Origin of the sequence: uncultured Ruegeria sp., assembly GCF_947504215.1 — a bacterium.
GTDB lineage: Bacteria > Pseudomonadota > Alphaproteobacteria > Rhodobacterales > Rhodobacteraceae > Ruegeria.
This window is the reverse complement of record NZ_CANNGO010000001.1, coordinates 496,869-516,974: the sequence shown is the minus strand read 5'-3', so window position 1 is coordinate 516,974 and position 20,106 is coordinate 496,869. Positions and strand designations below refer to the sequence as shown.

Genomic DNA, 20,106 nt, shown 5'->3' with positions numbered 1-20,106 from the left:
TCTCAGGCTCCTTTGCTTAGGCGAGCCTTCTTCGCCTTTAACATGTCAAACAATTTACGCGCATACCCCAGTTTGTTGTCCTGCCGGGCGCGGGCCACGGCCAGGGCATCTGGCTCTACGTCCCGGGTCACAACGGTTCCCGTCGCAGTCATCGCACCATCGCCCAGCGTCACCGGGGCCACCAGCATGGTGTTCGAGCCGATAAAGACGTTTTCACCAATCGTGGTTTGGTGCTTCATCACGCCATCATAGTTGCAGGTGATGGTCCCGGCGCCGATATTCGTCGCAGCGCCAACAGTGGCATCGCCGATATAGCTCAGGTGATTGACCTTGGCCCCTTCGGCGATCTCGGCATTTTTTATTTCGACAAAGTTGCCGATCCGCGCGTTTTCGGCCAATTCGGCACCGGGTCGCAATCGGGCATAGGGGCCAACGATAGCCCCGCGGCTGACATGACAGCCTTCAAGATGCGAGAACGCCCGGATCGTTGCGCCGCTTTCGACAGTCACACCGGGGCCAAAGACCACGTTGGGTTCAATCACGCAATCGCGTCCAATGACGGTGTCAGCCGCCAGATAAACAGATTCCGGGGCCATCAGCGTCACGCCCAGATCCAACAGTTCGACGCGCGCGCGCGCTTGAAACACGGCATCCGCTGCCGCCAGATCAGCGCGGGAATTGACGCCCAATGTTTGTCCTTCGTCGCAAGCAACTGCCGTCACGGTCAGGCCCTTGCCCCGGGCGATTTCCACCACATCGGTCAGGTAGTATTCACCTGATGCGTTGTCGTTTCCAACCGCGGCAAGCAGGTCAAACAATGTCTTTGCGTTGCATGCTAAAAGACCTGAATTGCAAAAGGTTATGGATCGTTCTTGTTCCGTGGCGTCTTTGAATTCCACGATCCGTTCCAAAGTGTCGCCCTGCATTACAAGACGTCCGTACCGTCCGGGGTCGGCGGCTTCGAACCCAAGGATGACCAGATCATTCTGGGCCCGGGCTTCGATCATCCGCTCTAACGTGTCGGGCTGCAAAAATGGCGTGTCACCATAAAGGACAACAACGTCACCATCGAACCCATCCAGCGCCGCGCGGGCCTGAGCGACCGCATGCGCTGTGCCAAGCTGTTCCTCCTGCACGGCGACCTGTGCCGTTTCATCCTCGGCCTGGGCGACTTTGGCCACAGCTTCTGACCCATGGCCCGTGACGATAACGGTGCGTTCCGGCGACAGCACTGCACCCGCCCGCATCGCGTGAAGCAGCATGGGTGCCTGGGCGATAGGATGCAGAACTTTTGGAACATCCGAATTCATCCTGGTGCCTTTCCCGGCGGCAAGGATGACAAGGGCAATGGTCATGAGATCAATTTCTCTTTTGTTTTGTCGCAGTCCGTTTTATCCGCTGAGGGCAAAGGCGCAAGCGGTTCGGCCATCAAACAAGGTTGCCGTTTTGAAATACGACATGGCGAAAACCCGCCGAGGCAGGAGAAAAAATGCGAACAGTCATCTTCGATCTGGACGGCACATTGGCGGATACGTCAGGCGATTTGCTGGCGGCGGCGAACCATTGTTTTCGTCACATGGGGCATGGTGATGTGTTGGTTCACGGGCAGGATGCAGGTGTTGCGCTGCGCGGTGGCCGGATGATGTTGACCCATGGCCTAAAGCGGGTCGGGGCTTTTCAAGAGCGGACTGTTCTCGACTACTACCCGATGCTGCTGAAGGCTTATTCCGAAGCTATCGATACACATACAACCTTCTACCCCGGCGCATTGCAGGCGGTCGATCTGCTGAAAGGCGCTGGTTACGGTGTTGGCATCTGTACCAACAAGCCCGAGGCGCTGGCCGAGCTATTGCTAACCCGCATGGGCGTTCGCGACCGGTTCGCGTCGCTGGTCGGGGCAGATACGCTGACCGTGCGCAAGCCAGACCCTGAACCACTGCGTGAGGCGGCTCGCCGCGCTGGCGGAGATCCGGAGTTATGCGTCTTGATCGGGGATTCGGATACCGACCGAAACACCGCGCGGGCCGCAGGGGTTCCCTCGGTTCTGGTCACATTTGGCCCGTCCGGTGATGACATGGCGGCTCTGGAGCCAGAGGCTTTGCTGCATCATTTCGATGATTTACCCGGAATGGTTCCGGGATTGATCGGTGCGGCTGCTTGATCCCTTGACCCAGGCCCTGTGCGGCCCCACAACAATGCCATGACTGAGACATTTACCGGCAGTTTCACCCAACAGGAACCTATCCCCGACGACGCGATCGAGGCCGCATTGGCGGTGCTGCGTCACGGGCGCCTGCATCGTTACAACATTGCCCCAGGAGAGCTGGGGGAGACCGCCTTGCTAGAACAGGAGTTCGCGGCCCAAATGGGGGCGAAATACTGCCTTGCAGTGTCGTCCGGTGGGTATGCGATGGCGACTGCGCTGCGGGCGGTGGGAGTGCAGCCGGGCGATCGGGTTTTGACCAATGCGTTTACTCTGGCGCCGGTGCCAGGGGCGATCGCGTCGGTTGGGGCCAAGCCGGTTTTTGTTGGCGTGACCGAAGGCCTGACCATCGATCTGGATGATCTGGAAAGTAAGCTCGGACAGGCGCGGGTCCTCATGCTCAGCCATATGCGTGGGCATTTGTGCGACATGGACCGGCTGATGGAGCTGTGCGACACGGCGGGTGTCACCGTGATCGAAGACTGTGCACATACCATGGGGGCGGCTTGGCGCGGGCAATTGTCCGGGCGTCAGGGCGCTATCGGGTGCTATTCCTGTCAGACATATAAACACGTCAATTCAGGCGAAGGTGGTCTGCTGATCACAGATGATGAGGAATTGGCGGCCAAAGCAACAATGCTATCTGGGTCCTACATGCTGTACGAACGCCATTTGGCGGCACCAGGCCCAGAGGTGTTTGACCGGATCAAGTACACCACACCCAATGTCTCGGGCCGAATGGACAATTTGCGCGCTGCGATCCTTCGCCCACAATTGCGTGATCTGGATCGACAGGTGAATCGATGGAACGAACGTTACCGCGAGATCGAAGCAGGTTTGCGGGGAACACCGGGCCTGCTGGTGGTGGAGCGCCCCGAGGATGAGACCTATGTTGGGTCTTCAATCCAGTTTCTGTTGCTGGACTGGTCAGCGGACCGCATAGCTGACGTCATCAGCCGCTGTGCCAACCGCGGTGTCGAGTTGAAATGGTTTGGTGGGGCAGAGCCGACCGGGTTCACGTCGCGCTATGACAGTTGGCGTTATGCTGACAGCGCGCCCATGCCGACCAGCGACAGGGTGCTTGCTGGGATCATCGACATGCGCGTCCCATTGACGTTTTCATTGGAAGATTGTCGCCTGATCGCTCGGATCATTCGGGATGAAGTGACGCGCATCCACAACCAGGTGGCGTTCTGAAGTCGCTAATCGGTTTGTCTGGACACGAATTTCCTCGTGTCTGGACGGTATCCTGCTAGCATTCTGAGGTGCCCCAGCGTTCTTGGCCGGGCACGCTATCAACATCATTGCGAAACAATGCGTAAAGAGAAGAAATCAGAATCCCTCGAAGTCAGGCTCAGCCTGTCAGAGAAAAATGCGTTTGCATCGCGGGTTGAATCCCGTGGTGAAACCATGAGCGCCGCGTTGCGCCGATTGATTGCCGAAGATGGCGTGCCTCATTCAAAAACGAAGGAGGCCTCGACCTTGAAAAAGATTACTATCGCCGCGTCACCGGTGGTCCTGACGGTCGCTATTCTTGCCGCAGTGTCACTGGCCGGAGCGTCAGCAAAAACCGACTTCGCGGGCAATTTCCGTGCGAAAGACACGAACGGCGACGGTTTTGTTGACCGCATGGAAATGCTGCAGCACATGACACAGCAAGCAGCCGAAGTGAATTTGCCCAGCGATTGCGATGGAACCGAATTGGCTAAGGTTTGGTCGATGTCACCACAAGAATTGGCGGAGGATGCGATCACTTTTTCGGATGCCGACAAGGATGGACGCATTACCCTGTCCGAAGTTGTAGCTGCGAACGAGCGTTTCAGGGCAGACGATTTTACGTCGGCGGACACAAACGAAGATGGTTTTGTGAGCCTGGCTGAGTTGGAATTCGGTTTTCGAGAAGATGAAGCGAAAGTCAGCGCCGAATGCAGAGCGGCCATTGGCATGCATAGCGCGGCCCGCGCCCCTGAGATTTTAAAGCAACTCGATACGGATGGCGACGGCCGGATCAGCCTGGGGGAGTTCGTCAACCACTGACGCAGTATTCTGACTGGACAGCAATCTCTTGCGTCGCTATTAATGAACGGGTGTTCAATTATTTTGGCGACGTACGGGAAAGCGATATGTTCCAGGCAACGATGCAATTTGATCTGGGTGAAGATGTAAACGCGCTGCGCGAATTGGTGCATCGCTGGGCGCAAGAACGGGTTAAGCCGATGGCGGCAGAGGTCGATGCCTCTAACGCCTTTCCCAATGAATTGTGGAAAGAGATGGGGGAGCTTGGCCTGTTGGGCGTGACCGTGCCTGAAGAATATGGCGGTGCGGGAATGTCCTATCTTGCACATACGATTGCTGTGGAAGAGGTCGCGCGCGCATCTGCCTCGGTGTCATTGTCTTACGGAGCGCACTCAAACCTGTGTGTGAACCAGATCAAGCTGAACGGGACTGAGGAGCAAAAGCAGAAGTATCTGCCGCGTCTGATCTCAGGCGACCATGTCGGTGCTTTGGCCATGTCCGAAGCCTCGGCCGGGTCTGATGTTGTGTCGATGAAGCTGCGCGCGGAAAAGCGTAACGATCATTATCGTCTGAACGGGAACAAATACTGGATCACCAACGGGCCGGATGCGGATACGCTGGTCGTCTATGCCAAAACTGATCCGGATGCAGGATCCAAGGGAATCACCGCCTTCCTGATCGAGAAGGAGATGAAGGGATTTTCCACGTCTCCCCATTTCGACAAGCTTGGCATGCGCGGGTCAAACACGGCCGAGCTGATCTTTGAAGATGTCGAAGTCCCATTCGAAAATGTTCTGGGCGAAGAGGGTAAGGGCGTTGCCGTTCTTATGTCGGGCCTGGACTATGAACGCGTGGTTCTGGCTGGCATCGGCACTGGGATCATGGCCGCCTGCCTGGATGAGATTATGCCGTACCTGGCTGAACGCAAGCAGTTTGGCAAACCCATCGGCAGCTTCCAACTGATGCAGGGCAAGATTGCCGATATGTATACAGCGATGAACTCAGCACGCGCCTACATCTATGAGGTCGCGAAAGCTTGCGATCGTGGAGATGTCACGCGTCAGGACGCGGCGGCCTGCTGCCTCTACGCCTCGGAACAGGCGATGGTTCAGGCGCATCAGGCCGTTCAGGCGATGGGCGGAGCCGGGTTCCTTGCGGACTCGGCGGTCAGCCGAATTTTCCGGGATGCCAAGCTAATGGAAATTGGGGCGGGAACCAGCGAAATCCGCCGGATGCTGATCGGGCGCGAGTTGATGAACGAAGTTCTCTGAGAAAAAACGCCCCGCAGACGAGGTCACTGCGGGGCGATCCGATCAAAGGATCAGAAGCGATGAACGTAAGACAGGCCGATCAGCCAGGGATCGATTTCTGCCGTGCCAATATTGGCGCCGTCCAACGTGACATCCGAGTCGATATCGAACCAGCGCACGTTCAGACGCACAGCGCCCTTGTCGGTGATCGCGTAGTCCAGACCGGCCTGCAACGAGACGCCGAAGGAGTTGTCCACCTTCAGATCGCCCAGCGAGGACTGCTCGTCAAAGAAAATGGTATAGTTCAGACCCGCGCCAACATACGGCTTCCAGGCCGTGTTGGTCGGGATGTGGTAGTTCAGCGACAAGGTCGGCGGCAGGTGCTTGACACTGCCAGCATCGGTGCTTCCACCAAGGGTGATATCGTGGCTGAACGGGGTAGCAGCCAGCAGCTCGATGCCCAGGTTGTCACGGATGAAGTATTCGGCCGTAAAGATCGGGCGCGTGTCTGCATCGATCTCGGCGTTCAGGCCCGCAAGGGTACCGTTGTCCGATTTCGGGTCCAGATAGCCGACACCAATACCAAGCGTCCAGTCACCCTGCGATTGGGCAAATGCGGGAACGGCCAAAGCCACCAGCGCGGTGGACAGGGTCAAAGCGGCGAGTTTCTTTGTCATTGTCTTGCCTTTGGTTGTGTTGATGTCCTTGGCTTCGCAGCAAAGCGTTCGGCAAACTCTGATCTGCATCAAATCTGTGTGAAGTTCTCGGGTGCGCCTGTGTTGCGAACTGCCCGCAAAACAAAGGAAATGCGCTGTGGTAGACGCTAGGCGCATACCGGGTTTGCGCCCCGAGGGTAGCTGGGATCTCCCGGATCAACTGAACATGGCGCGTCAGTGCCTAAATCACCCGGCCGATCAGGTGGCCCTGATCGATTTGACCGGGTCGTCTCGCGACGACATCACGTACGGCCAGCTGTCGCAAATGACCGACGGTATTGCGCGCGCGTTGTTGTCAAAGGTGCAGCCGGGGGATCGTGTTGGTGTGTTGCTCAGTCAATCGCCGTGGTGTGCGGCGGCACATCTGGCGATCTGGAAAATCGGTGCGATATCTGTGCCCTTGTTCAAGCTGTTCAAACAGGATGCTTTGCGGTCGCGTATCAGCGATGCCGGGGTGCGAATTGTTCTGACGGATGATCAGGGCGCAGACTTAGTTGGCGATCTAGCCGAACCTCTCATTGCCGCAAACACTGCCGAGCACGGCCCGAACCTTCCATTTGCCGCTACTGGGCCTAATGACCCAGCCGTGTTGATCTATACATCGGGAACAACCGGCAGCCCCAAAGGCGCGCTCCATGGGCATCGGGTGCTGACCGGGCATCTTCCGGGCGTGTCGATCAGCCACAATCACCTGCAAGGCGGAGACTGCCTGTGGACGCCAGCGGATTGGGCCTGGATCGGTGGATTGTTCGACGTGCTGATGCCCGGGCTGGCGCTGGGTATTCCGGTCGTCGCGGCGCGGTTGGAGAAATTCACGCCTGAGGCCTGCGCCGACGTGATTGAGCGTGGTGGTGTGCGGAATGTGTTCTTTCCTCCGACAGCGTTGCGGATGCTCAAAGCGGCGGATCAGGCGATCCCCGGTTTGCGTTCGGTTGCGTCAGGGGGTGAGCCGCTGGGGGCCGAGATGCTGGCCTGGGGACAGCAGGCGTTTGGCCTGACGATCAACGAATTTTACGGGCAGACCGAATGCAATATGGTCGTATCCTCCTGCGCCGAGGATTTCCCTGTTCAACCCGGCTGCATCGGCAAGCCGGTGCCGGGGCATGAGGTGGCAGTTGTCGACAAGGATGGCAATCCGACCGAGGAAGAGGGGGACGTGGCCATCCAGCGCGGCACGGCCTCGATGATGTTGGAATACTGGAATCGGCCTGAGGCGACGGTAGAGAAGTACCGCGGCGATTGGCTGATCACTGGAGATCGCGGCGTGTGGCAGGGCGAGTATCTGCGCTTTGTCGGTCGTGAGGATGATGTGATCACCTCCGCCGGCTACCGCATCGGCCCGGCCGAGATCGAAGACTGCCTGCTGACCCACCCTGCGGTGGCGACGGTCGGAGTGGTCGGCAAGCCCGATCCGCTGCGGACCGAGATCGTCAAGGCTTATGTCGTTTTAAAGCCGGAGGTCGAAGCCTCGGCCTCGGAGTTGCAGGACTGGGTCAAGGACCGTCTCGCGCAGTATTCCTACCCGCGCGAGGTGGCGTTTCTGGAAGAACTGCCGATGACGGTGACGGGTAAGGTGATCCGCAAGGAATTGAAGGCGCGGGCGGCGGGGGAATTGAAATGAAACTGAAAGGCCAATTGGGACTGATCAGCCCAATAATTGTCGCGATATCTGCAGTAGGTTTCTCGGTTCATTCATCTCATGCGTATGAAATCGCTTCGGAGCAAAACGACAGATATTCTATTGAAACTGAATTAATCGAGGAATGCCTAGTAGAGGCGCGACAGACTCTCAAAAAGAAGAAGCCTCAGCGAGCAATTCCAGATGCAGTTTACGATTGCATTGGCGTTGCCGCTGGAGACTGCATGGATCGAACCAACTACTCGACCTATGGAATGATCATGTGCCTCGAAGCAGAGTCCATTTATTGGAAGTTAAAGTTGGAACAAAACTACACTGTTGTGGCTGAATGGGCCGGGAACCTGCATGGGGATGTTTCACCGGATGATCATGCACTCAAATGGACTGCACCTCAGACATTCGAGAAAATGAAAGCAGAGTGGGAAGAATATACCAAAGCTTATTGTCATTTCCGGGCTAGTAAATACTGGCGGGGGACTGCTTCAGGTCCCACGAGAGGGTCTTGTTGGATGTATAGAACCGCAGAGCAAGCTCTGATGATGGACAGAGAGATCGTAGGAATCTGCAGTTGGTATCAAGGTGACTACATACGAGAAACCTGTAACGCACGTGAGGCGGTCAAACCATGAAACTCACATCCAAAGCCATGCCCGCCTCCGAGGGCTTCAAAGCAAACCGCGCGGCTCATCTGGATGCGCTGACCCAAATCTCTGTTGCTGCCGACGCGGCTCGGATGGGTGGTGGTGAGAAATCCCGCGCGCGGCATGAATCCCGCGGCAAGATGCTCCCCCGGCGTCGGGTGGCGAACCTATTGGACCCGGGATCTCCGTTTCTGGAAATCGGGGCAACGGCGGCGCATGGGATGTATGGTGACGCCGCGCCTTGCGCCGGGGTGATTGCAGGCATTGGCCTGGTGCAGGGGTGCGAGGTCATGGTGGTCTGCAACGACGCCACCGTGAAGGGCGGCACCTATTACCCGATGTCGGTTAAGAAACATCTGCGCGCGCAGGAGATCGCAGAGGAAAACAATCTGCCCTGCATCTATCTGGTCGACAGTGGCGGCGCGAACCTGCCCAATCAGGATGAAGTTTTCCCCGACCGCGACCACTTTGGCCGCATCTTCTACAATCAGGCGCGGATGAGCGCGAAGGGTATCCCTCAGATCGCTGTCGTCATGGGATCATGTACGGCCGGCGGAGCTTATGTGCCTGCGATGTCGGATGTAACGATCATCGTGAAAGAGCAGGGGACGATCTTTCTGGCCGGGCCACCTCTGGTGAAAGCTGCGACAGGAGAGGTGGTCAGTGCCGAAGATCTGGGCGGTGGCGATGTGCATACGCGCCTGTCCGGTGTGGCGGATTACCTTGCCGAAGACGATGCCCATGCGCTCGCCCTGGCGCGGCGGGCGGTTCTCTCTTTGAACCTGAGCAAACCGCAGACGGTAGATTGGGCCAACCCGGAAGATCCAGCCTATGATCCTGAGGAGATCCTTGGCGTGGTTCCTGCCGATCTCCGCACGCCTTACGACATCCGAGAGGTGATTGCTCGTCTTGTCGATGGCTCTCGGTTCGACGAATTCAAACCGCGCTTTGGCGAAACGCTGGTTACCGGGTTCGCCCATGTCAAAGGATGCCCCGTCGGGATCATCGCCAACAACGGCGTGTTGTTTTCTGAGGCCGCGCAAAAGGGTGCGCATTTCGTGGAGCTGTGCTCGCAGCGTAAAATCCCGTTGGTGTTTTTGCAGAACATCACCGGCTTCATGGTTGGTCGTAAATACGAAAACGAAGGTATTGCGCGCCACGGTGCCAAGATGGTGACGGCTGTTGCCACGACATCAGTACCCAAGATCACCATGCTGGTGGGTGGGTCTTTCGGGGCGGGAAATTACGGCATGGCGGGGCGCGCCTATCAGCCGCGATTCCTGTGGACCTGGCCCAACTCTCGCATCTCGGTCATGGGCGGTGAGCAGGCGGCAGGCGTTCTGGCCACCGTCAAACGCGACGGGATTGAGCGGCAGGGAGGCACATGGTCCGCCGAGGAAGAGGCTGAGTTCAAACGCCCGACCTTGGACATGTTCGAAGAACAATCCCACCCGCTCTATGCCTCGGCCCGTCTGTGGGACGATGGCATTATCGACCCGCGCAAAAGTCGGGATGTACTGGCTCTGTCGCTGAGCGCTGCACTGAACGCCCCGATCGAGGAGACACGTTTCGGCGTGTTCAGGATGTAAGATGAGCGTAAGTTTGAAAGACATTTTGGCCCGCTACCCCGGTGCACAGACATTCAAATTCGGTGACAACGCGGTGCTAAGCGCAGAGCTCCTGGCTTTGGTTCGTTCCGGCCGCAAAACGGCGACCTGCGATGCGCTCAGTAATTATCCTGATGGTAGCCTTGATATGCCGAAACCCGGCCGCCGTGATATTGCTCTGAACTGGGATGACACACCGGCTCTGGTCATTGAAACCGTAGATGTTTCGGTCCGGCGGTACTGCGATGTGACCGAGGATTTCGCTTTAGCGGAAGGTGAGAATGAAACGCTTGAAGGATGGCAGGAAGATCATCGCCGCTATTTCCAACGAAACGGTGGTTTTGATCCCGAGATGAAACTCGTGTGCGAACGGTTTCGGCTTGTGGAAGATCTGGCATTGGAAGGGTGAAACCATGTTCAACAAAATTCTGATTGCCAATCGGGGTGAGATCGCCTGCCGGGTCATGGAGACGGCTCAGAGCATGGGCGTGTCTTGCGTCGCTGTTCATTCCGATGCGGACGCATCAGCAAAGCATGTGCAGATGGCGGATGAGGTCGTTCATATTGGCGGTCCCGCCCCAGCGGATAGCTACCTCAAGGCCGATGTGATTATTCAGGCGGCTTTGGACACAGGTGCGCGGGCAATCCATCCGGGATATGGGTTTCTGTCCGAAAATCCCGGTTTTGTGGACGCAGTCGAAGCCGCAGGTCTGACATTCATTGGTCCCTCGGCGGATGCGATCCGTAAGATGGGGCTCAAGGACGCGGCCAAAGTTCTGATGGAACAAGCGGGTGTACCCGTTGTGCCTGGGTATCACGGCGACAACCAAGACCCGGAACATCTGGCCGCGGCTGCCGACACGATCGGATATCCGGTTCTGATCAAAGCAGTCGCTGGCGGTGGTGGCAAAGGCATGCGACTGGTCGAAAATCCCGAAGACTTCGCAGCCGCATTGGACAGTGCAATGGGAGAGGCGCAGACCGCCTTTGGCAATGACGCTGTTCTGGTTGAGAAATTCGTCGCCAAGCCACGCCATATCGAAGTGCAGGTGTTCGGCGATGGCACCCATGCGGTGCATTTGTTCGAACGCGATTGCTCGTTGCAGCGTCGGCATCAGAAAGTGATCGAAGAGGCTCCGGCGCCGGGCATGACGTCCGAGATGCGCGAAGCGATGGGGCGGGCAGGTGTGCGCGCCGCTGAGGCGATTGGCTACAAAGGGGCCGGGACGGTCGAATTCATCGTTGACGCTTCGGACGGTCTGCGCCCGGATCGGTTCTGGTTCATGGAGATGAACACGCGCCTGCAGGTCGAACACCCGGTGACCGAAGCGATCACAGGTGTCGATCTGGTCGAATGGCAATTGCGGGTTGCGTCAGGTGAGAGCTTGCCGATGCAGCAAGAGGATCTGTCGATCAACGGGCATGCGTTCGAGGCGCGGCTCTATGCCGAGGATGTTCCGAAGGGCTTCTTGCCAGCGACAGGGCTGTTGACGCATCTGCGGTTCCCGGACGGGTGCCGCGCCGATAGCGGCGTGCGCGCCGGCGATACGATTAGCCCTTGGTACGACCCGATGATTTCGAAAGTTGTCGTCCATGGGCCAACACGTGCCGTCGCTCTTGAAACTTTGCATCGTGCCTTGCGCGGGACCGAGGTTGGCGGGACGGTCACCAATCTCGCGTTCTTGGGCGCTTTGACACGACATTCGGGCTTTGCGTCGGGCGACGTCGACACGGGGCTGATCGGTCGGGATATTGACGCGCTGGTTCAACAGGCCGAAGTCACTTCGTCAGCTTTTGTTGCGGCAGCGATGCACGCGCTTGATCTGGTCGAGCCCAATGATGAAACCGGGTTCACCTTGTGGTCTCCGCTGCACCGGGCCGTGCAGTTGGTGCAGGACGGGGAAGTTGTGGATCTGGACGTTCAGGTCGAAGGGCCCGGCCAGCAAGTTTGGCAGGTTGGTGAGGCCCAGGTGATCGCTGAACGTCATGACGGGCGGTGGAATGTCGGCGGAAGGCCAATGCCGAACGTTGCAATCTCAGGCGGCGAGATCACCGTTTTTGAGGACTATGGGCAGGTCTTTGAGAATGTTGACCCGTTGGATCGCGACGTCAGCGCAGCAGGTGATACCAACGTAATCGAAGCGCCAATGCCCGGTTTGGTCAAAGCTGTGTTCGCGACTGCGGGCCAGACCGTTTCGGAAGGTGACCGGCTGGCCATTCTTGAGGCAATGAAGATGGAGCATTCGCTGTTGGCGGCACGTGATGGCGAGGTCGCCGAAGTGCTTGTCGATGCCGGGGCACAAGTCGAGGCTGGCGCCGCGTTGGTGCGGTTGGAGGACAATGATTGAAAGCGCTGCGAGTCATAGGTTACAGCCACAGCGTCTTTTCCCGATCAGTTCGCATCGCGCTGGCTGAATTATCTCATCCCTACAGTTGGGAAGAGGTCGACCCGTTCGGTGAAGCATCCGACGATCATCCGTTCGGGCGGGTGCCGGTTTTGTTTGATGGTCAGACACGTGTGTACGAAAGCTGGGCGATCCTTAGTTACCTCTATCGGATCAGCGACCGCAACCGCATCCGCGCCCCGCTTGTCGAAGCGCGCGCGGCACAGATTGCCGGAATCGTGACCTCTTACGCCTATTGGCCTTTGGTCCGGCAGGTTTACTCCCATGGCGTTTTCAGGCCGGCTTTTGACCTTGAATACGATATGTCGAAAATACAGGACGGCCTTGAACAAGCGGGTTCCGTTCTGAGCGCATTGGAGGACATAGCCGCTGAGAACCTCGTGCTTGGTTCAGGGTGTGAGCCCGAGGATTGTATCCTGTTTCCGATGATCGATGCGTTCCGGAGATATCCGGCAGCTGCGGAATTGCTTGCCCATTACCCCGCATTGAACTCATGGTGGGCACGGATGAACAATCGGGACAAAGTTGCCGAAACCTTCTGCAGGTTGGGACCCGAGGCGTGAGAACACAGTGGCGCGTCGGCAAACGATGCGCCGTCAATGGAGGTTAGGATGGGTGAGCGGATAGAAATCTTTGAAGTAGGTCCACGGGACGGGCTTCAGAACGAGAAACGCGAGATCCCGGTGGCCGAGAAAGTGGCGCTGGTTGACTGCTTGTCGCGCGCCGGGTTCAGCCGGATCGAAATGGCAAGCTTTGTCTCTCCGAAATGGGTGCCGCAAATGGCTGGCAGCGCCGATGTTCTTGCCGGTATCACTAGGGCCAAAGGGGTTCGATACGCAGCGCTGACCCCGAATTTGCGCGGATACGAAGATGCGATGGCCGCCGGTGCGGATGAGATTGCAATCTTTGCCTCGGCCTCCGAAGGTTTTTCTAAGGCGAATATCAACGCATCAATCGCCGAATCCATCGAACGTTTTGTTCCGATTTTGGAAGCCGCCCGCCACATCGACTTGCCGGTCAGGGGTTATGTGTCTTGCGTGACGGATTGCCCCTATGACGGGCCGACCCCGCCTGAAAAAGTGGCGGAAGTTGCTGATATTCTGTTCTCGCACGGCTGCTATGAAGTGTCGTTAGGCGATACGATTGGGCAGGGCACACCGGACAAGATTGCCCATATGTTGCTGGCTGTGCGTGAAAGGGTCCCGGTCACCCGATTGGCTGGGCATTTCCATGACACGAACGGTCGTGCGATGGACAATATTGATGCTTCAATTGCGCTTGGGGTTCGGGTCTTCGATGCGGCGATTGGTGGATTGGGTGGATGCCCCTATGCGCCTGGGGCGGCCGGGAACGTCGCAACCGAAGCCGTTGCCGCACATCTAGAACGGCTGGGATATGAAACCGGTCTGGACGCTGCGGTGCTGGAAGAGGCCGCTCAGATGGCTCAGGCGATGAGAGGCTGACATGTACGAAGCGATCACGCTCACCTCAGATGACCGGGGCGTCGCAACGCTGACCCTGAACCGTGCCGAAAAGCACAATGCAATGTCGGCCATTATGATCGCGGAACTGACGCATGCGGCGGCTGATCTGGGGAACGATCAAGATGTGCGTGTGGTCGTTTTGACCGGCGCAGGCAAAACCTTTTGCGCCGGCGGTGATCTGGGCTGGATGAAAGAACAGATGGTGGCAGATTCGGCGACACGTTTTGTCGAAGCACGCAAACTTGCGGAAATGCTGCAGGCTTTGAACATGCTAAACAAACCGTTGATTGGCGCGTTGCAGGGCAATGCCTTTGGCGGCGGCGTCGGTTTAGCCTCAGTCTGTGATGTAGCCATTGGCGTCGACAGCCTGAAGATGGGGCTGACCGAAACCCGGTTGGGGCTGATCCCGGCCACCATCGGACCTTATGTGATTGCCCGGATGGGTGAGGCGAAAGCCCGGAGGGTGTTCATGTCTGCGCGGTTGTTCGATGCGTACGAAGCCGTGGATCTGGGGTTATTGGCCAAGGTGGCGCCCGCCGATGAGCTCGACGCGGCGATCGAGGCAGAGGTTCAACCTTACCTGAGCTGCGCCCCCGGTGCGGTTGCCTCCGCAAAGGAACTTGTCCGGGAACTGGGTCCTCGTATCGATGACAGCGTGATTGATCACACCATCCAAAAACTGGTCTCCCGCTGGGAGACATCTGAAGCCCAAGAGGGGATTGGTGCGTTTTTTGACAAGCGTAACCCCGCGTGGAACAACAAAGTTTAACGCTTACCGTACAAGGCAACCTGGGGTTCACCGGTTGCGATTCTTCCTGACGTTGTCAAGCGCAGGATTGATGCGGTGTGCGCTTGTGTTCGGTTGACCCTCTGACCCCGCAGGGATAGAGAATGTCCAGTCAACACGCCAATTGACGGCGCATTCCAATAGAGGATGCGCAGGAAAGGAGCTACTAGTGGAAGACCTGCTGCGGGAATACCTCCCGATCCTGGTGTTTCTGGCCGTGGCGGTCGGTCTTGGAATCGTTTTGATTCTTGCCGCCGTCGTGCTGGCCGTCCGCAATCCTGACCCGGAAAAAGTCAGCGCCTATGAATGCGGTTTCAATGCTTTTGATGATGCGCGGATGAAATTCGATGTGCGGTTCTATCTGGTTGCGATTCTCTTCATCATCTTTGATCTGGAGATTGCGTTCCTGTTCCCTTGGGCCGTTGGGTTCAAAGACATCAGCGATGTAGGCTTCTGGTCGATGATGGTGTTCCTAGGCGTTCTGACCATCGGCTTTGCCTATGAGTGGAAGAAGGGAGCCTTGGAATGGGAGTGATGACGGGCGCAAACACCGCGGGCGTCGACAAAGAAGTCGCCACCCAGGCCCTGAACGCCGAGCTGCAGGACAAAGGATTTCTGCTGACCTCGACCGAGGACATCATCAATTGGGCCCGTACTGGCTCGCTGCACTGGATGACCTTTGGTCTGGCCTGCTGCGCGGTTGAGATGATGCACACCTCGATGCCGCGGTATGATGCGGAACGGTTTGGCATTGCGCCCCGCGCGTCTCCGCGTCAGTCGGATGTGATGATCGTGGCCGGAACGCTGACCAACAAGATGGCCCCTGCGCTGCGCAAGGTTTATGACCAGATGCCCGAGCCGCGCTATGTGATCTCTATGGGATCCTGCGCCAATGGTGGCGGATATTATCACTATTCATATTCGGTTGTGCGTGGTTGTGATCGTATCGTTCCGGTGGATATTTACGTCCCTGGCTGCCCTCCAACAGCCGAAGCGTTGCTATACGGATTGATGCAATTGCAACGCAAAATCCGCCGTACTGGGACGATTGTTCGATGAAATCAGAGACGTACACAGAACCATCTGAGGCGCTGATCGCGGAGAATGCCATTATTTTTCAGCGCTTCGAAGAAAACGGTGTTGATCTGCGTCAAAAGCTATCTTTTGAGTTCACAATCGAATTCCCAAGCAAGCAAGACGCTGAAGCCTTTGTTGATCAAGCACGTGCTTTGATGCGGTCGATTGAGGCTGACCATCGGCTAGGAAAATCAGATGCCACCTTGTTTTGCGATGAGGATGAGGAATCGGTCGATGTGACTTATTCTGTCTCTGCGAAGGCAGAGGTGCGCTTGATTTCTATGATTGAACAGACACTGGGAAATCTGGCAGCAGATCATGGTGGAAGTGAGTGTTTCTGGGAGTTTCCTGACCCGGCGAATGCCGAACTTTCCGTCAATTCTGTTGAGGAGTTGAAGCGGTGAGCGAAGCACTCAAAGAACTCGGCGCCCAGCTGGAACTCAAGCGAACCGATTGCGTTCTGTCCTGGGACGTTACCCACGGTGAGCTGAACGTCGATGTGGCCCCGTCTAACCTGGTTGAGTTTATCGAATTTCTGAAATCTGATCAGAACTGCAAGTTCTCGACTTTGGTGGATATCACTGCTGTGGACTACCCCGAGCGGGCCAAGCGGTTCGACGTGGTCTACCACTTCCTGTCGATGTATCAGAACCAGCGCATCCGCCTGCGGGTCTCGATCCGAGAGGAAGACATGGTGCCCTCGATCGTCGATGTACACCCCTCGGCCAACTGGTTCGAGCGGGAGGTGTTCGATATGTTCGGCATCTTGTTCTCGGGTCATCCGGACCTGCGGCGCATCCTGACCGACTATGGGTTCCGTGGCCATCCATTGCGCAAGGATTTCCCGACCACCGGCTATACCGAAGTTCGGTATGACGAGGCGCAAAAGCGTGTCGTGTACGAGCCGGTCTCGCTGGTGCAAGAGTACCGTCAGTTTGACTTCATGTCCCCGTGGGAAGGTGCGGAGTACATTCTGCCTGGCGATGAAAAGCAGGAGGCCGAATAATGGGTGGTATCTGGTGGCTGATCCTTTCTGCGCTGACCATCATCCCGATGGTGAAAATTCTGCCGTTTTTCGGGATCAACAAATACTGGTGTCTGCTGTGCTTGGTCCCATTTGGCACTATCGCGCTGCTGTGGTGGGTCGGTTTGAAACTTCAGGAATTGGAGCGCCGCTGAGATGCTGATGCTGCTGGGGGAACTGATCGCTTTGGGCGCGCTGGGCATCCTGCTTGCGGGCGCTGCAGCCAAAGCGGCCGAGGCCGAAAAGGTTCGAGTGCGGGCCGCGGCAAAGAAGAATAAGAGGGGACGGCGTTGATGGACGGCTCCAGATATGATGACGGCAGTTCGGACGCGCTGAGCGGCGAGCAGAAGATCCGCAACTTTAACATTAACTTTGGCCCGCAGCACCCTGCCGCGCATGGGGTTTTGCGTCTAGTGCTTGAGCTGGACGGCGAAATCGTCGAGCGCTGTGACCCGCATATCGGCCTGCTGCACCGTGGCACCGAAAAGCTGATGGAAAGCCGAACCTATCTGCAAAACCTGCCGTATTTCGATCGTCTCGACTATGTGGCGCCGATGAATCAGGAACACGCTTGGTGTCTGGCTATTGAAAAGCTGACCGGCGTTGAAGTGCCCCGCCGGGCCTCTCTGATCCGGGTCCTGTATTCTGAGATTGGGCGCATCCTGAACCATCTGCTGAACGTGACCACCCAGGCGATGGACGTCGGCGCGCTGACCCCGCCGCTCTGGGGCTTTGAAGAACGCGAAAAGCTGATGGTGTTTTATGAGCGTGCCTGCGGTGCCCGCCTGCACGCGGCCTATTTCCGACCCGGCGGTGTGCATCAGGACCTGCCGCCGGAACTGTTGGACGATATCGAGGCATGGAGCCATGAATTCCCTGCGGTTATGGACGATATCGACGGTCTGCTGACCGAAAACCGCATCTTCAAGCAACGTAACGCCGATATCGGCGTCGTGACCGAGGATGACATCCAGAAATACGGTTTCTCGGGCGTCATGGTGCGCGGGTCTGGCCTAGCCTGGGATCTGCGCCGTGCACAGCCCTATGAATGCTACGACGAGTTCGAATTTCAGATCCCTGTAGGCAAGAACGGCGACTGCTATGACCGCTATCTGGTGCGCATGGAAGAGATGCGCCAGTCGCTGCTGATCATCCGTCAGGCTATCGCCAAAATCCGCGAGTGTCCGGGGGATATTCTAGCGCGCGGCAAGATCACTCCGCCAAGCCGGTCGGACATGAAGACCTCGATGGAAAGCCTGATCCATCACTTCAAGCTGTACACCGAAGGCTTCCACGTTCCGGTGGGCGAGGTTTATGCCGCCGTCGAGGCCCCCAAGGGCGAATTCGGCGTCTACCTGGTCGCCGATGGTACCAACAAACCCTACCGCGCCAAACTGCGCGCGCCGGGCTTCCTGCACCTGCAAGCCATGGACTACATCGCCGGGGGTCACCAACTGGCCGACGTTGCCGCCATCATCGGCACCATGGACGTGGTGTTTGGGGAGATTGATCGGTAATGATTTGCGCTCGTTCAATTACATTAGGCGCGGTTTTTTTCGCGACTAGCCTTGCCGCTGAGACGAGTGTTTCTACCTCAGATAGTATCGAGCGCCGTGCCGATGCATTGTACGACTTCGTTCTTAGGAACGGTTGCCGGATCGAGATAGAGGACGTTGCGAACAAACTGATACCTGCAGGTTTCGCCGTAGCAGAGATACCTGATCTGATTGACGTTCTGATAACCGACAGGCGAGCCCGTCAAAGTGACGGATACTTGATGGTGATCTATCTATGCTGACGCTTTGCCCTCCCAATCACTCAATTTTTCTGCGGGAGAACCGCTGATGCTCCGCCGTCTTCATCCCGAACAACCCGACAGCTTCGCCTTCACCGCTGCCAATCAGCAATGGGCCGAAGCGCAGATCACCAAATACCCCGAGGGCCGTCAGGCCAGCGCGGTCATCCCGCTTTTGTGGCGCGCGCAGGAGCAGGAGGGCTGGCTGAGCCGTCCGGCGATTGAATCCGTCGCCGACATGCTGGGCATGGCTTATATCCGGGTTCTTGAAGTCGCCTCTTTCTACTTTATGTTTCAATTGCAGCCGGTTGGGTCGGTTGCGCATATTCAGGTTTGTGGCACGACTTCCTGCATGATCTGCGGGGCCGAAGACCTGATCGCGGTCTGCAAGGACAAGATCGCCGAGAAACCGCATGCTTTGTCCGCCGATGGTAAGCTGAGTTGGGAAGAGGTCGAATGTCTGGGCTCCTGCACCAATGCGCCGATGGCGCAGATCGGCAAGGATTACTACGAAGATCTGACGGCCGAGAGTTTTGGTAAGATCATCGACGATCTGGCAGCGGGCAAAGTGCCGCTGCCGGGCCCGCAAAACGGGCGCTATGCCGCAGAACCTCTGAGTGGTCTGTCCAGCCTGACCGAATATGACGCAGGCAAGCCGCAATACAATGCCAGTGTCGCCTTGGCCAGTGATCTGGGCGACACCGTAAGACGGATCGACGGAACCGAGGTTCCGATCCTGACGCCATGGTTGGGCAAGGATGGCAAAGCCGCTGCGACGAAGTCGGCTCCGAAGCCACCCAAGGCACCTGCAACTGGCAAACCTGCGGCAAAGCAGGCGGCAGAGGCTAAATCCAAACCTGCCAAGGCCAAGAAAGCCGAAGCAAAACCGGCCGAGCTCAAAGAAGAGCAGCCCGAAACGCTGACTGGCGCTCGGGGTGGTGCGCCAGATGACCTGAAGCTGTTGAAAGGCGTGGGACCGAAGCTGGAGCAGACGCTCAACGAGTTGGGCTTCTATCACTTTGACCAGATCGCAGCCTGGACAGATGGGCATGTGGCGTGGGTTGATGCGCGATTGAAGTTCAAAGGTCGGATTGAACGGGATGGCTGGATCGAACAAGCGTCGAAACTGGCAGCGGGTGAAGAGACGGAATTCGCCAAACGCGCAAAAAAAGACGGGCTTTACGAAGACTGACACAGGGATGAGCGGCGCCACCAATTGGGTGCCGGGATAAGATGGACGATAAGGAACAAGCAATAGCCCGCAAGGGCCGGCATATCGGGGTGGTCATTGCTGTGACCATGCTGTTGTGGCTTGCTGTGTCGCTGTTCATCGGCCCGGCTTTGGAAATGCCCGGGCGCTATGCGCTGCTGTTTGATTTCGCCGCATTGGGCGGATTCATCTACGCGGTGATCAACATATTTCAACTCTGGCGCATGCGTCAGGACAACCAAAGGTAAGCGA

23 protein-coding genes are annotated in these 20,106 nt (G+C 57.4%); 21 read left to right on the top strand and 2 right to left on the bottom strand.

Annotated elements, in window-relative coordinates; all coding sequences use genetic code 11:
• Nucleotides 1-2: 2 nt before the first annotated feature.
• Nucleotides 3-1,355, bottom strand: coding sequence for a bifunctional UDP-N-acetylglucosamine diphosphorylase/glucosamine-1-phosphate N-acetyltransferase GlmU (gene glmU / locus Q1B21_RS02550; protein WP_299885509.1), 1,353 nt, complete (start codon nucleotides 1,353-1,355; stop codon nucleotides 3-5).
• A 134-nt stretch (nucleotides 1,356-1,489) separates the two neighbouring features.
• Here glmU and Q1B21_RS02545 point away from each other — a divergent pair, with 134 nt between their 5' ends.
• The 4 genes from Q1B21_RS02545 to Q1B21_RS02530 all read left to right on the top strand — a co-directional run bounded on the left by Q1B21_RS02545 (nucleotide 1,490) and on the right by Q1B21_RS02530 (nucleotide 5,490).
• The gene (locus Q1B21_RS02545) at nucleotides 1,490-2,161 is read left to right on the top strand and encodes an HAD-IA family hydrolase (protein WP_298933075.1); all 672 of its coding nucleotides are present in this window, start codon (nucleotides 1,490-1,492) and stop codon (nucleotides 2,159-2,161) included.
• Nucleotides 2,162-2,200: 39 nt separating this feature from the next.
• Nucleotides 2,201-3,400, top strand: coding sequence for an aminotransferase class I/II-fold pyridoxal phosphate-dependent enzyme (locus tag Q1B21_RS02540; protein ID WP_299885506.1), 1,200 nt, complete (start codon nucleotides 2,201-2,203; stop codon nucleotides 3,398-3,400).
• Between the two features lie 117 nt (nucleotides 3,401-3,517).
• Complete coding sequence (locus tag Q1B21_RS02535; RefSeq protein ID WP_299885503.1) at nucleotides 3,518-4,240, top strand: EF-hand domain-containing protein; 723 nt, start codon at nucleotides 3,518-3,520, stop codon at nucleotides 4,238-4,240.
• 86 nt (nucleotides 4,241-4,326) lie between these two features.
• Nucleotides 4,327-5,490 (top strand): isovaleryl-CoA dehydrogenase, encoded by a 1,164-nt coding sequence (locus tag Q1B21_RS02530; RefSeq protein WP_299885500.1) that lies wholly within the window; start codon nucleotides 4,327-4,329, stop codon nucleotides 5,488-5,490.
• A 50-nt stretch (nucleotides 5,491-5,540) separates the two neighbouring features.
• On the opposite strand, the gene Q1B21_RS02525 is transcribed toward Q1B21_RS02530, so the two are convergent.
• Nucleotides 5,541-6,146 (bottom strand): OmpW family outer membrane protein, encoded by a 606-nt coding sequence (locus Q1B21_RS02525; protein WP_298933064.1) that lies wholly within the window; start codon nucleotides 6,144-6,146, stop codon nucleotides 5,541-5,543.
• 136 nt (nucleotides 6,147-6,282) lie between these two features.
• Here Q1B21_RS02525 and Q1B21_RS02520 point away from each other — a divergent pair, with 136 nt between their 5' ends.
• The 17 genes from Q1B21_RS02520 (at nucleotide 6,283) to Q1B21_RS02440 (ending at nucleotide 20,102) form a co-directional block, all read left to right on the top strand.
• Nucleotides 6,283-7,806 carry an AMP-binding protein gene (locus Q1B21_RS02520; protein ID WP_299885496.1) on the top strand — a complete coding sequence of 508 codons (1,524 nt, stop codon included), beginning with the start codon at nucleotides 6,283-6,285 and terminating at the stop codon, nucleotides 7,804-7,806.
• Nucleotides 7,803-8,453: a lysozyme inhibitor LprI family protein gene (locus Q1B21_RS02515; protein ID WP_299885492.1), complete on the top strand. Its 651-nt coding sequence runs from the start codon at nucleotides 7,803-7,805 to the stop codon at nucleotides 8,451-8,453. Before Q1B21_RS02520 ends, Q1B21_RS02515 begins: the two co-directional genes overlap by 4 nt.
• Nucleotides 8,450-10,054, top strand: a complete 1,605-nt coding sequence (locus Q1B21_RS02510) for a carboxyl transferase domain-containing protein (protein ID WP_299885488.1) — start codon at nucleotides 8,450-8,452, stop codon at nucleotides 10,052-10,054. The genes Q1B21_RS02515 and Q1B21_RS02510 overlap by 4 nt, the downstream gene beginning before the upstream one ends.
• Before the next feature lies 1 nt (nucleotide 10,055).
• Entirely contained in the window at nucleotides 10,056-10,481 is a 426-nt protein-coding gene (locus tag Q1B21_RS02505) for an ASCH domain-containing protein (protein ID WP_298933056.1), read from the top strand.
• Nucleotides 10,482-10,485: 4 nt separating this feature from the next.
• The gene (locus tag Q1B21_RS02500) at nucleotides 10,486-12,420 is read left to right on the top strand and encodes an acetyl/propionyl/methylcrotonyl-CoA carboxylase subunit alpha (RefSeq protein WP_299885484.1); all 1,935 of its coding nucleotides are present in this window, start codon (nucleotides 10,486-10,488) and stop codon (nucleotides 12,418-12,420) included.
• On the top strand, nucleotides 12,417-13,040 hold the full coding sequence (locus tag Q1B21_RS02495) for a glutathione S-transferase family protein (protein WP_299885481.1): 624 nt from the start codon (nucleotides 12,417-12,419) through the stop codon (nucleotides 13,038-13,040). The genes Q1B21_RS02500 and Q1B21_RS02495 overlap by 4 nt, the downstream gene beginning before the upstream one ends.
• Before the next feature lie 48 nt (nucleotides 13,041-13,088).
• The gene (locus Q1B21_RS02490) at nucleotides 13,089-13,940 is read left to right on the top strand and encodes a hydroxymethylglutaryl-CoA lyase (RefSeq protein ID WP_299885478.1); all 852 of its coding nucleotides are present in this window, start codon (nucleotides 13,089-13,091) and stop codon (nucleotides 13,938-13,940) included.
• 1 nt (nucleotide 13,941) lies between these two features.
• Nucleotides 13,942-14,730: a crotonase/enoyl-CoA hydratase family protein gene (locus Q1B21_RS02485; protein ID WP_299885475.1), complete on the top strand. Its 789-nt coding sequence runs from the start codon at nucleotides 13,942-13,944 to the stop codon at nucleotides 14,728-14,730.
• Nucleotides 14,731-14,917: 187 nt separating this feature from the next.
• Nucleotides 14,918-15,283, top strand: a complete 366-nt coding sequence (locus Q1B21_RS02480; protein ID WP_120635912.1) for an NADH-quinone oxidoreductase subunit A — start codon at nucleotides 14,918-14,920, stop codon at nucleotides 15,281-15,283.
• Nucleotides 15,274-15,807, top strand: a complete 534-nt coding sequence (locus Q1B21_RS02475) for an NADH-quinone oxidoreductase subunit B family protein (protein ID WP_037307875.1) — start codon at nucleotides 15,274-15,276, stop codon at nucleotides 15,805-15,807. The genes Q1B21_RS02480 and Q1B21_RS02475 overlap by 10 nt, the downstream gene beginning before the upstream one ends.
• Nucleotides 15,804-16,229 carry a ribonuclease E inhibitor RraB gene (locus Q1B21_RS02470; RefSeq protein ID WP_299079977.1) on the top strand — a complete coding sequence of 142 codons (426 nt, stop codon included), beginning with the start codon at nucleotides 15,804-15,806 and terminating at the stop codon, nucleotides 16,227-16,229. Before Q1B21_RS02475 ends, Q1B21_RS02470 begins: the two co-directional genes overlap by 4 nt.
• The gene (locus Q1B21_RS02465; protein ID WP_298933012.1) at nucleotides 16,226-16,831 is read left to right on the top strand and encodes an NADH-quinone oxidoreductase subunit C; all 606 of its coding nucleotides are present in this window, start codon (nucleotides 16,226-16,228) and stop codon (nucleotides 16,829-16,831) included. Before Q1B21_RS02470 ends, Q1B21_RS02465 begins: the two co-directional genes overlap by 4 nt.
• Nucleotides 16,831-17,004, top strand: a complete 174-nt coding sequence (locus tag Q1B21_RS02460; protein WP_010442775.1) for a hypothetical protein — start codon at nucleotides 16,831-16,833, stop codon at nucleotides 17,002-17,004. Before Q1B21_RS02465 ends, Q1B21_RS02460 begins: the two co-directional genes overlap by 1 nt.
• Before the next feature lie 7 nt (nucleotides 17,005-17,011).
• Nucleotides 17,012-17,143, top strand: a complete 132-nt coding sequence (locus Q1B21_RS02455; RefSeq protein WP_299885469.1) for a hypothetical protein — start codon at nucleotides 17,012-17,014, stop codon at nucleotides 17,141-17,143.
• A complete protein-coding gene (locus Q1B21_RS02450) occupies nucleotides 17,143-18,366 on the top strand; it encodes an NADH-quinone oxidoreductase subunit D (RefSeq protein ID WP_299885466.1) in 1,224 nt (407 codons plus the stop codon). Before Q1B21_RS02455 ends, Q1B21_RS02450 begins: the two co-directional genes overlap by 1 nt.
• Nucleotides 18,367-18,693: 327 nt before the next feature.
• Complete coding sequence (locus Q1B21_RS02445) at nucleotides 18,694-19,836, top strand: NADH-quinone oxidoreductase subunit E (protein WP_299885463.1); 1,143 nt, start codon at nucleotides 18,694-18,696, stop codon at nucleotides 19,834-19,836.
• Between the two features lie 41 nt (nucleotides 19,837-19,877).
• Nucleotides 19,878-20,102 carry a DUF5337 domain-containing protein gene (locus Q1B21_RS02440; protein WP_298932980.1) on the top strand — a complete coding sequence of 75 codons (225 nt, stop codon included), beginning with the start codon at nucleotides 19,878-19,880 and terminating at the stop codon, nucleotides 20,100-20,102.
• The last annotated feature ends 4 nt before the right edge of the window (nucleotides 20,103-20,106 follow it).